We start from the raw sequence: 12,519 nt of genomic DNA, 5'->3' as shown, positions 1-12,519 counted from the left end.
GCACCCAGACCTTCGTGCCCGGTCTGACCGCCGCCGCGATCATCGCGCCCTGGCCGATCGAAGGCGCGATGAACGGCGCGCTCTTCACCGACTGGATCGAGACGCAACTCGCTCCCGTCCTCGCGCCAGGCACGGTCGTGATCCTCGACAAACCCTCCACCCACAAGGTCGCCCCCGCTGCCGAAGCCCTGCGCCGCGCCGGCTGCTGGTTCCTCTTCCTGCCTGCCTACTCCCCCGACCGTTCGGGCGCATTCGCGGCCCCACTGGGGCCACGGTCGCCCTGACCCTATCGAGATCGCCTTCGCCAAGCTCAAAGCTCATCTCCGGCGGATCGATGCCAGGACGATCGACGACGCCTCGGATACCATCGGCACGATCTGCCGCACCTTCACCCCAAACGAATGCCGCAACTACCTCCGACACGCAGGCTATGCTCCAGAATTATGATCCGACGCTTTAAGGCCGCCACCCCCCAGGCAAGGCCCGCGGGCAAACGGCACCTACCCCGAAAGCTGGCCTGAACCCCGCGCGCCATGACCGGCGCGCACGATCCTCCCCTTCTTCTGGCCAAAAATACTCCGGGGGCCCGGGGGCTGGCCCCCGGCCCGGCCCCGGCCAAGCGCGCCGCCGTGTCTCGGTCTGCGCTACCGGCGCCCTTCCATCGGCTTGAGAGACACGCCCGCCTCCTCCAGCGCCGCGCGCACGGAGCGCGCGATGGCGACCGCTTCCGGCCCATCGCCATGCAGGCAGATCGAATCGCAGGCCGCCGGGATCACCTTGCCCGAGCGCGCGTGGATCGCCCCGTCCTGGACGAAGCGCACCATCCGCGCCGCCGCTTCCTCGGCGTCATGCACCATCGCTCCGGGCGTGCCCCGCCGCACCAGCGTCGCGTCGTCCTCATAGGCGCGGTCGGCGAAGATCTCGCCGGCCCAGCGCGCCCCGATCTCGCGCGCCACCTTCTCCTGCACGGTGCCGGCCAGCACCAGCAGGATCACGTCCGGATCGACGCGCAAAGCGGCCTCGTAACAGGTCCGCGCCATCCCCTCATCCTCGCAGGTCATGTTCGACAGCGCGCCATGGAGCTTGAAATGCCGCACCTCGGTGCCCAGCGCCGCCGCCATTCCGCGCGCCGCCCCGAACTGGGTGATGACGAGGTTGGCGAGGCTCTCGCCCTTGATCTCCATCCGCCGCCGCCCGAACCCTTGCAGATCCGCAAAGCCCGGATGCGCGCCGATCCCCACGCCCTTGTCCCGGGCCTGCGCCATGGTCCGCGCCATCACATCCGGGTCGCCCGCATGGGCGCCGCAGGCGACATTGGCCGAGGTCACGATCTCGAGCAGCGTCGCGTCGTCCCCCATGACCCAGTCGCCGAAGCTTTCGCCCATATCCGCGTTCAGATCGACCGTCGTCATTCCATCTCTCCCCTGGCGGACACCACACCGCCGATCAGTTGCCGTATCAGCAGGTCCGGATCGTCCCCGGGCGCGCGGACCAACGGTTCGGTCTTCGGCAGCGGGTCCGCGAGGGTGCGTGCCTCCTCGACCGGGATGAACCGAAAGCGCAGCTCCGCTCCCGGCGGCGCCTGCAAGGCGCGCGGCAGATCGGCGGGGATGACGCTGGCGATGCGTGGATAGCCCCCGGTCGTCTGGCATTCGGGGCCGAGAATGTAGGGGGTGCCGTCCCCGGTCATCTGAAGGTCCCCAGGCAGGACGAAATCCGACAGCAGGCTTAGCCCGCCCTCGGTCTGAAAGCCCGGCCCGTCGCAGGTCAACCGCACGCCCTGCCGGTTGCCGCGGGGGTCGCGGGTAAAGGCGGTCTCGGCGAAGCGCGCGCGCTCCTCTTGCGGGAAGAGCCGCGTCTGAGGCGTGTCGACCACCCGCAGCACCCCGCCCTCGAACCGGTCCGGGGTCTCCTTGAGGCGGCGCGCGGCATGGCGGGAGGCGGCGACCGGCAGAACGTCGCCCGCGGCCAGGGGCCGGCCCAGATTGGCGATCAGATGCGCGGCGCGCGCCCCGAGCACGGGTTCCGTCTGAATGCCCCCGGCAACGTGGATATAGGCATAGCTGCCGCGGGCGGTGGGGCGCAGGGTCAGCACCGTTCCGGCCGGAAAGGACACGGCGCCATGCCACGGCACGGCGCGCCCCTCCGCCTCGACGCGCATCTCGGCGCCGGTGAAGGCCAGCGTCGCCTCGATCTGAAGGCGCAGACGCAGGGGGCTGCCCGGGCTCTCGATCCCGGCGCCCGGATCGCCGCCCAGCAGGGCCCGCGCCTCGGCGCGGGCGCGCGCGTCGGCGGCGCCGCCCCGCGCCAGCCCTCGGGACAGCCAGCCGGGCCGCCCGTCATCCTGCACCGTCACCAGTGGGCCGCAGGACAGGATCTCGATGCCAGCGCTCATGCGACCTCCTCCCAGCGGGCGCCGCCATGGCGATGCGGGTCCGCGGCCGCCCCCTCCCGCAGAACCTCAGGCGAGACCGACACGAAGCGGACCTCGTCGCCGGGCGTCAGCGCGATGGGCGTGGGGCGCGCCACGTCGAGACAGCCGAACAGCGTGCGCCCGACCTGCCGCCAACCCGTCGGCGCCTCCGTCCCGAACAGGACGAACTGCCGGACCGCCAGCACCAGCGCGCCCTCCGGCACCTTCGGCGTGAGCCCGGTCTGACGCGGCAGATCCCATTCCTCGGGCAGGATGCCGAGATAGGGCATGCCGGGCGCGAAGCCCAAGGCGAGCACCCGAACCCGCGTCTCCGACAGGGCCTCTACCGCCTGCGCCGGGGTCAGCCCCGCCATCTCGGCCGTCTCTTCCAGCTGCGGCCCATCCGTGCCGCCATAGCTGCAAGGGATGTCCCAGACCTTATGAGGGGGCGCGGGCTGCGCGGCCCAATCGGCCTCCCCCAGCATCCGCTCCAACGCGTCGCGCAGGGCCGTGGCGTCTCCGTCGAAGCGCACCAGGACCGACCCGAGCGAGGACGCGGTTTCGACAACGCCGGCCAAGCCCCGCGCCTCCAAGGCGGCGCGGAACGCCGTGCAGGCGCGATTGGCGGCATCGTCCAGGCGTCCGGCGAACCGCACCAGAAGGGCCGCAGTGCCCAAGGGCTCGATACGGGGAAAGCTGTCAGTCATGCGCCATGGGTGGCGGCGCAGCGCGCGAGCGTCAAGGCTTGTCACGCCCCCCGGGCCGTGGGAACGCTATGCCGATGAGACTGGCCTACACGATGACCGGCGGGCGCGGGGCGCTCGACCCTCTCCTGCATGGCGTCGCCCAGGAGGCGATGGCGGCCGGGCGCCGCGTGGTCGGGATCGTCCAGGTCAATAGCGACCGCCCCGGCTGCGCGCGCTGCGACATGGACGCGGTGGTGCTGCCCGACGGGCCGATGATCCGGATCAGCCAGTCGCTCGGCCCCGAGGCGCGGGGCTGCCGATTGGACGCGGCCGGGCTGGAGCAGGCCGTGGCTGCCACACAAGCGCGCCTCTCGACGGGTGCGGACCTTCTGATCGTCAACAAGTTCGGCAAACAGGAGGCCGCGGGCCGCGGTTTTCGCCCCGTCATCGCCGCCGCACTTGAGCAGGGCGTGGACGTCCTCTTGGGTGTCAACGCATTGAATCTGGACGCTTTGCTGGAATTCACCGGCGATCTGGCAACCGCATTGCCACCCGACCCCGCAACGCTGTCGCGCTGGGTCGTGCACGAGGAGCACGGTGTCTAGCGCCTTTTGTGTGGCTTTCTAGACGCACGATTTGAAATAGCTTAAAAAATTCCAGAACTGACGCATCCAGACTGCGCAGGAGACGAAATGACCACGAATGAGGGATCGGACCCTCCGCGCGGCTTGGCAGCAGTGTCCCGGCCGGGCGAAGGCGGATCCGGTGCGGGCGGACGTCCGGACCATGCCCCAACCCCGATCGTCGCGATTGCTGCGGCCGCGGGCGGCCTGGAAGCCGTGGCTCACCTCATCCGAGGGCTGCCCCACGCCCTGGGCGCGGCCTATGTGCTGGCGCTGAAGCTGCCCTCGACCGCCCGCAGCCCGATCCCGACGCTGCTTGCGGACGAGACGGGGCTGGGGATCCTGGAACTGACGGAGCCGACCGTCCCGCAGCCTGGGCTGATCTACGTGCCGCCCGCCGGCATGGACGTGGTGATCGAGGGCGACCGGATCAGCCCGCGCGCGCCCGCTCCAGGCCGCGAGACCCCTGCCCCCTCGGGCGACAGGCTGTTCGGCTCGCTCGCGCGGGAGCGGGGGGCGGCGGCGACCGGCATCGTGCTCTCGGGCCGGGGCAGCGACGGCACCTATGGCGTGCAGGCCATCCGCGAAGTCGGCGGGGTTACCATCGCCCAGAGGCCCGAGACCGCGCGTCACGACGACATGCCGCGCTCGGCGATCGAAATGGGATGCATCGATCTCGTTCTCGACCCACAAGAGATCGGGCGACATCTCGACCGCCTCGCGCGGGTCCCGGCCGACCGCCTCGCGCAGGCGCTCGAAGAGGACCAGCGCGGCGCTTTGGGCGAGCTGATGGACCTGCTTCTCGCCCGGACCGGCGTCGATTTCCGCGACTACCGGGCCAACACCGTCCGGCGCCGCCTCGCCCGGCGGATGGCCGCGCGGGCCATGGACCGCATCGAGACCTATGTCGCCCATTGCCGGACGAACGGGGCGGAGCTGGAGGCGCTGCACCGCGATCTGCTGATCTCGGTGACATGGTTCTTCCGGGATCGGGACGCGTTCGAAGCCTTGGGACATGCGCTGAAACTGCGGCTCGGCCTGCTGCCCCCGGGTGCGCCCGTCCGCGTCTGGGTCGCCGGCTGCGCGACGGGCGAAGAAGCCTATTCCATCGCCATCCTCGTCGCCGAAGCGCTCGGCGGGCCCGACGCGGTCGAAGCGCGCGAAGTGGCGATCTTCGCCACCGATATCGACGATCGCGCGCTCGCCGTGGCCCGGCGCGGGGTCTACCCGCTCTCCGCGCTCGACGACGTCCCGGCCGGGTTTGGAGAAAAGTATTTCTTCGCGCGGCGCGGACGGCTGGAAGTCGCACCGCTCCTGCGCCGGATGGTCCGGTTTTCCCGCCACAACGTCTTCCAGGATCCGCCCTTTCTCGACCTCGACCTGGTGACGCTGCGCAACGTGCTGATCTACTTCAAGGCTTCGCTTCAGGAGCAGGTGCTGGCGCGCATGCATTTCGCCCTGCGCGAGGGCGGGCTGCTCACTTTGGGCGCGTCCGAGACGCTCAACGCGCCGCCGTTTTCCTTCGAGGAGGCAACCGAGGGCGGCGCCTTGGTGAAGACCGGGCCGCATCCCGCGACCGCTGCGGAGATGGGGTTCGATGCGCGGCCGGGCGCGGCGGAGCGGCAGGCCATGGGGCAGATGCCGCTGGAGAGCGGCGCCGCCGATCCCCCCCACGATCCGGCCGCCTTCGAGCCGCTGGCCCGCGCGGTCGCGCCCGACGGCTTCGTGATGAGCCGCACCGGCGAAATCCTGCGCGTGCTGGGCGATATCTCGGGCATCACCGGGCTTAGCGAGACGAAGACGCCTGCGCTGGACAGTTCTATCCTTCGACCCCCTCTCCGGGCCGAGGTCACCTCCCTCGCCGCGAGCGTGATCCGCATGCGGGGGATGCGCGAAGGACAGTGGCACGTGTTGGACGCGGGCGCGGTGGAGGAGGTCCGGCTCGACGCCTATCCGATCTCTGACGGGGACGGGCCGGTGACCCGGGTTCTCTTCGCCCTGCGCCGGCGGCCTGCCCCGGCCCTGGCCCCGTTCCAAGACGGGATTGGCCTGATCGAGGGCGCGGGCCCGTTCCGCGGACCCGACGGGCCCGATGGGCGATCGGACGCGACACCTTCGGTCCTGCGCCAGACCATCGAACGGCTGCGGGCCAATATCGAGGAACTGCACGCGGTCAACGAAGAGCTGCAATCCAGCAACGAAGAGATTCAGACCGTCAACGAGGAGTTGGAGACGGCCAACGAAGAACTCCGCTCCACGAATGAAGAGCTCATCACGATCAACGAGGAGATGCAGATCAAGGCGGGCGCGCTGCGCGCGGCGCGGATCGACATGGATGCCATCCTCGAGTCCCTGCCCTTCGCCGTCGCCGTCATCGACCGGGATATGACCCTGCGCGGCGCGAGCCCCCGCGCGCGCGAATTGTTCGGCCTGCCCGCCCTTTCGCCCGCCGGGGCGCCCCTGGCGCGCTACGCGCCCCCGGACCGCTCCGAGGCGCTGATCGAGATGGTGCGCAAGGCGCTTGAGAACGGCGCACCGCAAGGGGCCGAGATGCCCAGCGGGGACTCGGTCTGGCGGATGCGCGCGGTCCCCCATGCCGGCCCGCCGGGCAGCGGAAGCCGGGCGCTCCTTTTCGTCGACGAGGCCGGCCTAGACCGGCGCCCGGACAAACGGTTCGTCCAGTAGTCGGGGTGTTTCGTGGACTGGCGCACCCTCCGGAGGGGCCAACAGCCATTTCCTGCGTATTAAGGCGCGAATTGACGTGAACTTGGTAACCTTTTGTTAGGAGTGTTGAGCGATTGTGGGATCATGGTCCGGGTGACCCGGCCAGAAAGGACGACGCCTTGGACAACGACGGATCCCACCAGGCCGAGATGTTCGCGTTGCAGGTGCGCAGGCAAGTTAGCGGGGGGCCGATTTCCGTTGCGTCGGCCGAACTGTCGCGCCCTGGATTCAAGCACCGTCTGACCTTCGGACGCGACGACGGGCTCTCCGCGATCCTGCAACCCCAACTCGCCTCTTATATTCACACATTGCTCAATGACGAGATCGAGCACGGTCCCCGCGTCCTCGCCCGCCCGGACGAAACGCTTGCCCTGCCGGGCCTGATGCTCGGCCGGATGCGCGCCATCATCAGCAAGCCCATCGCCGGGCAGTGGCAGGCGACCGTCCGCTTCCGTTACTTCATCGGCGGGGTCCAGAACGCCTTCGCGGCCAAGACATATTTCGACCGTCCCGCGCTGGAGCATCGGGAGGAAATCGGGATGCGCGCTCTGGAGGATGTGGCCGTCCCGCTGCTGAACATGGCGATGACGGCGCAGACATGGCCCGACTCGGCCGACACCGCCCGAAGCTCCGGAAAGATGGTCACCGCCCTCGCCTCCATCGAGGCCCATGCGACGGAGCTCGAATTCTACGCGGGCCTGCTGCGCCGCTACATCGCCGAATGCGGCCCGAAACGGATGGCGGAACTGGGCACGTTCGACGACCCGGTGCGGCGCATGATGCAGATGTCCGAGCCGCCCGTCCCCGCCCTGCGCCCCCGGAGCTGACGGGGCGGCTCAGCGCACCGCCTCGCCGCCCGTTTCGTTCGGGGCCGCCGTGTCGATGGCGAAGACCACACGGCGCGACGCGACCGCGTCCTCGCGGCCATCGGCGTCCAGGACCGGGCGGGAGGAGGAAAACCCCACCGCGCTCATCCGCGTCCGCGCCCAGTCGGTCACGGCGTCCTGCCCGGCCAACGACAGACAGCGCTTGAACACCGCCGCCGCCCGCGCCTGACTCAGGTCCAGATTGCGCTCATAGGCCAGGTCCGGCGGCAACGAGATCCATTCGGACGACGCATGCCCCTCGATCCGCACCGCCGAGAGCGCGTCGCGGTTGGCATGGAGTGTCTCGATCCAGGGGCGGCAGAGCTCCGCCAGCGCGGCTTCGAATTCCGGCCGGAGCGTCGCGGAGCCCGCGTCGAAAAGCAGCCGGTCGCTGAAGACGATGGAGCCGTCGGGCCGCACCTCCCCGCCGATCCCCGCCACAACCGCCCCGGCCTGCGCCTCCAGCGCGGTGGCGATCCGATCGCGGCTGGCGGCGGCGGCGAGGCGAGCCTGAGCGACCTCGGTCCATTGGGCGGCCAACGCCGCGACATCCCCGGGCGCGAGCCCCGTCGCGCGATAGGCGGCCAGCGCCTCGGCGGCCTCCGCGGCCTCCTCGGCGGTCAGCCCCTCGGACAGGAGATCCTCGAAGGCCGCCAGCTTGGCCAGATCGGCGTCGAGCGTCCCGGCCTGCGCCAAGTCCGCGAGGCGCGGCACGTCCTCCAGCCGGGCAAGCTCCACCAAAGCGGCCTGCGCCTCCGGATCGCGTGCCGCGGCGATCTCGGTCAGGGCGCGCAGTGGTTCGGTGTCCAGCAGGCGCACCCGCTCCAGCGCTTCGTCGGGCGTGAGCCCCTGCTCCAGAAGCGGCAGAAATTCCAGCGCAAGCGCGGCTTCGGTCGGCGAGGCGCCCTGCTCGGCCAGACTGCGGAACGCCTCCAGCTTGGCGATGTCGTTGCCGATCTCGGTCAGCTGGTCGCGGTTGGCCAGCGCGGCCACCCGCTGCTCGGCCGTGAAGGCCTGCGCGAAGGGTTCCGCCGCGCGCACCCGCTCCTCCAACTCGGTGATCCGCTCCCGCGCGGAAGCCATCCACACGCCCAGCAGCATCAGAAGCACGAAGGCGATCAGCATGAACGCCTCGGCCACGGTCAAGCCCATCACCGTCCCGCGTCGATAGCCACGCGCCCGATCCAGGCCCTCCCGTCTCATCGGTCTTCGGCCTTCGCGGGGTGGGGCCTGTCATTGGCCGCCTTGGTCAGCGCCATGGCGGCGGCGATCTCGGCGCGGATCTCGGCCCGATGGGCGCGCAGCTCGGCCAGGGCGGCTTGACCGATCCCCTGGGTCGCGCCACTCAGACTGGCCGAAGCCCGGTTCACCGCCGCTTCGAACCGGGCAAGCGTTGCCTCCAGCCGTGCCTCGGCCGCCGTGACGGCACGCACCGACGCCTCGTCCAGCCGCGCCTCCAGGGCGGCGGCGCGGGCCTCGGCCCCGCGGGACGCGCTATCCGACAGGCCCGCCAGCCGCCCCGCCGCCTCCGCGACCGTGGTCTCGGCCCGCTCCGCCAGCGTTCGGTCCAGCGTCTCAGCGCGGTCGGCGAAGCGCGCCATGGCCTCCTCGAAGGCGGTCATCATCCGGTCGGTCGCATCGCGCGTGCGGGCGGCGTCCTGGGCGGCCAGTTCCTCATGGTGCTGCGCCAGGGTCTGGCGGATCTCGACGCCCATATAGCGCGTGCCGCGGATCACCTCGGCCAGTTCGGCGCGGAAGGCGGACATCGCCTCGCCCAACGCCATCTGCGCCTCGCGCTCACGCGCCACCAGATCCAGGCGGAACTGCATCAGGAAAACGCGCACGGCGACGCCCACCACGGTCGAGGTGAGCGCCACGCCGAAGCCCGAGACGACTTCGGCGATGAAGGCGGCCTCGGCCTCCACCTCGCCCAAGGCCCAGAGCGTATAGGCCAACGAGCAGAGCGTCAGGACGAAGCCCAGGTAATAGGCGTTGTCGCCGATCTGCTCCGGCTCCAGCCGGGCGGAGCGCAGCCCCCAGGTAAGCCCGGCATAGGCGACGATCACACAGGCGGCATAGAGCGCGGGCGCCCATTGCGGCAGGTCCGTCAGCTTGAGCGCCACGACCCCCAAGGCCCCGGCCAGGAAAGCCAGACCCAGCAGCCAGCGGTCCAGGCCGAAGCTGTCGAGACGGCGCTCCACCATCCTAGAGGTCCCCCAGAACGGTGGGCGAGACGCGGGCGGCCCCTTGGGCATCGAGGTAGCGGACCCAGAAATCCTCCACCGCCGCCCGGGGGGCGGCGGGGCGCGGGAAACGGAGGATCGCCACCTCCGCCCCGTCCAGGTTGCGGGCCAGCCGGTCCGCGCCGCCGGAGGCGCGGAAGCTGTCCCAATCGCCGCCGCGATAGAAGCTGAAGACCTCTGAATGCTGTACCAGGTCGGTGACCAGCACCACGCGGGCGGGGGCTTCGCCCCAGCCGGGGATCGCGGCGAGGAAGCGTTGTAGCGCCTCGATGATGGGCGAGCTGTCCGCCTCCGGCACCGCCAGCAGCCCGTCCAGCGCCTGCGCCACGGGGGCGAGGAACTCGGCCTCGTAACGCTCGGCCACGAGCCGGGGGTTGGCCGTCAGCGCCGAGGCGTCGCGCGGCGGCTTGCAGAGCGATCGGACCGGCGTGGCGGCGCCCGAGACGGTGGCCAGCGAGACCCGGGTGAAGTCCGGCGCGGCCGCGATCTCGCGGGTGATCTCGGCGCGGGCGCGGGCCAACTGCGTGGGTGAGATCGGGTCGGTCGTGTCGATCAGGATCGCGAGATGCCCCACCGGCCCATCCGCCGGGCAAAGCGTGGCCGCGTCGAGCCCCGGCGCCTGCGCCCGGTCCCAGAGCATCCAGCCGAGCCCGCCGAACCCCGCGAGCGCGACGGCGATCAACAGCACACCGACCACGGTCTTGCCCGCGCCCCCGCGGCGCCTGGAGCGTCGGCGCCGCGCCATCAGGCCGCGTGTCCTGCGACGACCCGCGGACGCGGCGCCACATCGCCGGCCTTGATCTCCCGCACGGTGGGATAGGCGTCGAGCGCGGTCTCGCGCGCTTCGAGCAGCCGGTCGACGCCCACACGGACGGTGTCGTCGATGCGCCGGATCTCGGCAACGGCGGCCTCCCGTTCGCCCTCGGGCGGCTCGGGCGCGACATAGGGCGGAAAGGCGAAGGGCTCGTTGAAATAGGCGGGCGGCGCGTCGCTGCGCGCCCGCAGATTGGCGTCGCGATACATGCGGATCAGCCGGTTGGCCGCCTCGTCGCAGGTCTCCAGAAAGCCATGGAGCGCCCGGGCCAGCGCGCCGCGCTGCGCCACGGCATCCACCGCCGCGCGCAGCTCCAGCCGGCGCGTCTGCGCCTCCTCCTGAAGCTTGTCGCGGGCTTCGGCGAAGGCGTCCTCCAAGGCGTCCTGCGCGTCGGAATAGGCCTCGGCATAGTCGTCGACCGCGTTCTCCCACTCCGTATAGATCGCGTTATAGCCCGGCATCGGATCGAGCCGGGTCAGCCCCTTCCAGAAGGCCGTCAGCGAGACCAGCGCCCCAAAGCCAACCACCAGCCAGGACGCGAAGGAGCGCAGGTCGAGCGGCCCGGCCACCAGCCGGTCGACCGAGGCGACCAGCGCCGCGTCCCAGGCCATCACCTCCAGCGCGTCGCGGAAATGCGCCACTGCGAAGTTGAGCAGGGCGGCAAAGGCCAGGAAAGCCACGAGCGATAGCACGCCCCAAAGCCACCAGAGGAGGTTGCGCCGGTTCATGAACCGCACCTGCCCGCCCAGCGCGTAGCTGAACGACACATTCACCACGGCGATCACCGCCGCGATGGCCATGCCGCCGACATAGCCCAGGGCGTTCGCCTCGGCGAAGAAATAGCCGTTGAGCAGCACCTCAAGCAGCGCGACGATCAGGATCAGCCCGAAGACGAGGACGCCGTTCTGCGCGGGCCGGGGCGGCCCTTCCAGCCGGTGCTTCGCCTGGAAACTGCGCAGCTTGCCCTCCAGCCCGCCGACGCGGGTGCGGGCGTTTTCCAGCCGGTTCTCTTCGTCCAGGGTCAGGTTGCGGATCGTATTGCGCGCCTCTCCCACCATCAGCTCCACCCGTTCTCGCGCCGAATGGGCTTCGGCCACCCGGTCGGCGAAGGCATGCTGTTGCATCTCATAGTCGGAGAGCGCCGCGCGGCGCAGGGTACGGACCGCATCCGCCGCCTCCAGCTCCACCGCCGAGAGCGTCGCGCTGGAGGTGGGCGGCACCCCGGCGCGCCCATCGGTCTCGCCGCGCTTCTCGATCTTGAGGTCGGAGGCGAGCTTGTCGACCATCACCTCCGGGAAGGTCTGAAGCCCCGGTTCGAACCGGTTCGACTTTCCCTTTCCGAACATGGATCGCCCTCCGCCGCGCTGTGCCCTCTATCTGAACATGGTCGCTTTCGATTACAATTCGACCGCCCGCCCTTCTCTTTCGGGACTTAACCGGTATCTCCCTGTCGGAGAATGTCGTCCCGAATCGCCATCGACTGGAAAATCTGGCTGTGGCCCGTGCTGCTGGCGGGCTTGGCGCTGAGCGCGTGGTTTCTTCCCTGGGACGATTGGGTGCCCGCGCTCCGGGACTGGGTCAGATCCCACGGGGCGCTGAGCACGGTCGTCTTCGTGATCGTCTACGTCATCGTCGTGATCCTGCCCTTGCCGGCGGCGGCGATGTCGGTGGTGGGCGGCCTGGCGTTCGGCTGGTGGGGCTTTCCGCTATCGCTCCTGGGCTCGGTGCTGGGAGCGATCCCACCCTATCTGATCGGGCGCACCTGGCTCAGAGGGCTTCTGCTGCGGCGGTTTCCAGGGCCCAAGGTGGCGGCGGCGGACCGGGCCATCGCGAATAATGCGGTGTTGTTCGTGACGCTCCTGCGGATCACGCCGATCCTGCCTTTCACGGTGCAGAACTGGCTGCTTGGCCTGACGGACGTTCGGATCGGGCCGTATATCTATGCGACGCTGGTCGGGCTGGCGCCCGGCACCCTGGCGATGGTCTGGGTCGGAGAGATGGGGGGCCTCGCCACGGCGGATGCGGGGCGCGCGCAGCTGATCCTGGCGGGCGGGGGGCTGCTGGCCTTTGGCGCGATGGTCATCTGGCTGACCCGCGTCGCCACGCGGGAGCTGCGCGCCGCGGGCTTCGGGGCGCCCGACTGAACCGCA

Annotated in this window: 12 protein-coding genes; 5 read left to right on the top strand and 7 right to left on the bottom strand. The window is 70.5% G+C overall.

What is annotated here, in order from left to right:
* Positions 1-284 (top strand): transposase (locus tag DTQ71_RS13490; protein WP_172500056.1); only part of this gene is annotated, 284 nt, incomplete at its 5' end.
* A gap of 360 nt (positions 285-644) precedes the next feature.
* Here DTQ71_RS13490 and DTQ71_RS13485 read toward each other — a convergent pair.
* From DTQ71_RS13485 to DTQ71_RS13475, 3 genes are read right to left on the bottom strand one after another with little or no spacing between them, the layout of a single operon-like run.
* On the bottom strand, positions 645-1,412 hold the full coding sequence (locus tag DTQ71_RS13485) for a LamB/YcsF family protein (RefSeq protein WP_109564805.1): 768 nt from the start codon (positions 1,410-1,412) through the stop codon (positions 645-647).
* On the bottom strand, positions 1,409-2,395 hold the full coding sequence (locus DTQ71_RS13480; RefSeq protein ID WP_109564804.1) for a 5-oxoprolinase subunit C family protein: 987 nt from the start codon (positions 2,393-2,395) through the stop codon (positions 1,409-1,411). The genes DTQ71_RS13485 and DTQ71_RS13480 overlap by 4 nt, the downstream gene beginning before the upstream one ends.
* The gene (locus DTQ71_RS13475) at positions 2,392-3,120 is read right to left on the bottom strand and encodes a 5-oxoprolinase subunit B family protein (protein WP_109564803.1); all 729 of its coding nucleotides are present in this window, start codon (positions 3,118-3,120) and stop codon (positions 2,392-2,394) included. Before DTQ71_RS13475 ends, DTQ71_RS13480 begins: the two co-directional genes overlap by 4 nt.
* A gap of 74 nt (positions 3,121-3,194) precedes the next feature.
* Between DTQ71_RS13475 and DTQ71_RS13470 the strand changes: the two genes are divergently transcribed.
* From DTQ71_RS13470 to DTQ71_RS13460, 3 genes are all read left to right on the top strand, one after another.
* Positions 3,195-3,704 (top strand): DUF2478 domain-containing protein, encoded by a 510-nt coding sequence (locus DTQ71_RS13470; protein ID WP_109564802.1) that lies wholly within the window; start codon positions 3,195-3,197, stop codon positions 3,702-3,704.
* Between the two features lie 87 nt (positions 3,705-3,791).
* Complete coding sequence (locus DTQ71_RS13465) at positions 3,792-6,407, top strand: CheR family methyltransferase (RefSeq protein WP_109564801.1); 2,616 nt, start codon at positions 3,792-3,794, stop codon at positions 6,405-6,407.
* A 158-nt stretch (positions 6,408-6,565) separates the two neighbouring features.
* Positions 6,566-7,273 (top strand): hypothetical protein, encoded by a 708-nt coding sequence (locus DTQ71_RS13460; protein WP_109564800.1) that lies wholly within the window; start codon positions 6,566-6,568, stop codon positions 7,271-7,273.
* A 9-nt stretch (positions 7,274-7,282) separates the two neighbouring features.
* Here the strand turns inward: DTQ71_RS13460 and DTQ71_RS13455 are convergent, their stop codons facing one another.
* The 4 genes from DTQ71_RS13455 to DTQ71_RS13440 are packed head-to-tail and all read right to left on the bottom strand — an operon-like array spanning position 7,283 to position 11,715.
* Positions 7,283-8,464, bottom strand: coding sequence for an OmpA family protein (locus DTQ71_RS13455; protein ID WP_170125427.1), 1,182 nt, complete (start codon positions 8,462-8,464; stop codon positions 7,283-7,285).
* A 47-nt stretch (positions 8,465-8,511) separates the two neighbouring features.
* On the bottom strand, positions 8,512-9,516 hold the full coding sequence (locus tag DTQ71_RS13450; RefSeq protein WP_109564798.1) for a hypothetical protein: 1,005 nt from the start codon (positions 9,514-9,516) through the stop codon (positions 8,512-8,514).
* Position 9,517: 1 nt separating this feature from the next.
* Complete coding sequence (locus DTQ71_RS13445; RefSeq protein ID WP_109564797.1) at positions 9,518-10,300, bottom strand: hypothetical protein; 783 nt, start codon at positions 10,298-10,300, stop codon at positions 9,518-9,520.
* The gene (locus DTQ71_RS13440; RefSeq protein ID WP_109564796.1) at positions 10,300-11,715 is read right to left on the bottom strand and encodes a hypothetical protein; all 1,416 of its coding nucleotides are present in this window, start codon (positions 11,713-11,715) and stop codon (positions 10,300-10,302) included. Before DTQ71_RS13440 ends, DTQ71_RS13445 begins: the two co-directional genes overlap by 1 nt.
* Before the next feature lie 111 nt (positions 11,716-11,826).
* On the opposite strand from DTQ71_RS13440, the gene DTQ71_RS13435 reads away from it, so the two are divergent.
* A complete protein-coding gene (locus tag DTQ71_RS13435) occupies positions 11,827-12,513 on the top strand; it encodes a TVP38/TMEM64 family protein (RefSeq protein ID WP_109564795.1) in 687 nt (228 codons plus the stop codon).
* The last annotated feature ends 6 nt before the right edge of the window (positions 12,514-12,519 follow it).

Origin of the sequence: Jannaschia seohaensis, from assembly GCF_900116765.1 — a bacterium.
Lineage (GTDB): Bacteria > Pseudomonadota > Alphaproteobacteria > Rhodobacterales > Rhodobacteraceae > Jannaschia > Jannaschia seohaensis.
Note: the sequence above shows the minus strand (reverse complement) of the source record. Positions and strands in the feature narration are given on the sequence as shown.

Bases quoted from the DNA above. Each gene is read 5' to 3' on its own strand.
- DTQ71_RS13485 (WP_109564805.1), bottom strand. From the start codon at position 1,412: ATGACGACGGTCGATCTGAACGCGGATATGGGCGAAAGCTTCGGCGAC.
- DTQ71_RS13445 (WP_109564797.1), bottom strand. From the start codon at position 10,300: ATGGCGCGGCGCCGACGCTCCAGGCGCCGCGGGGGCGCGGGCAAGACC.
- DTQ71_RS13455 (WP_170125427.1), bottom strand. From the start codon at position 8,464: ATGGGCTTGACCGTGGCCGAGGCGTTCATGCTGATCGCCTTCGTGCTT.
- DTQ71_RS13435 (WP_109564795.1), top strand. From the start codon at position 11,827: ATGTCGTCCCGAATCGCCATCGACTGGAAAATCTGGCTGTGGCCCGTG.
- DTQ71_RS13480 (WP_109564804.1), bottom strand. From the start codon at position 2,395: ATGAGCGCTGGCATCGAGATCCTGTCCTGCGGCCCACTGGTGACGGTG.
- DTQ71_RS13465 (WP_109564801.1), top strand. From the start codon at position 3,792: ATGACCACGAATGAGGGATCGGACCCTCCGCGCGGCTTGGCAGCAGTG.
- DTQ71_RS13470 (WP_109564802.1), top strand. From the start codon at position 3,195: ATGAGACTGGCCTACACGATGACCGGCGGGCGCGGGGCGCTCGACCCT.
- DTQ71_RS13450 (WP_109564798.1), bottom strand. From the start codon at position 9,516: ATGGTGGAGCGCCGTCTCGACAGCTTCGGCCTGGACCGCTGGCTGCTG.
- DTQ71_RS13440 (WP_109564796.1), bottom strand. From the start codon at position 11,715: ATGTTCGGAAAGGGAAAGTCGAACCGGTTCGAACCGGGGCTTCAGACC.
- DTQ71_RS13475 (WP_109564803.1), bottom strand. From the start codon at position 3,120: ATGACTGACAGCTTTCCCCGTATCGAGCCCTTGGGCACTGCGGCCCTT.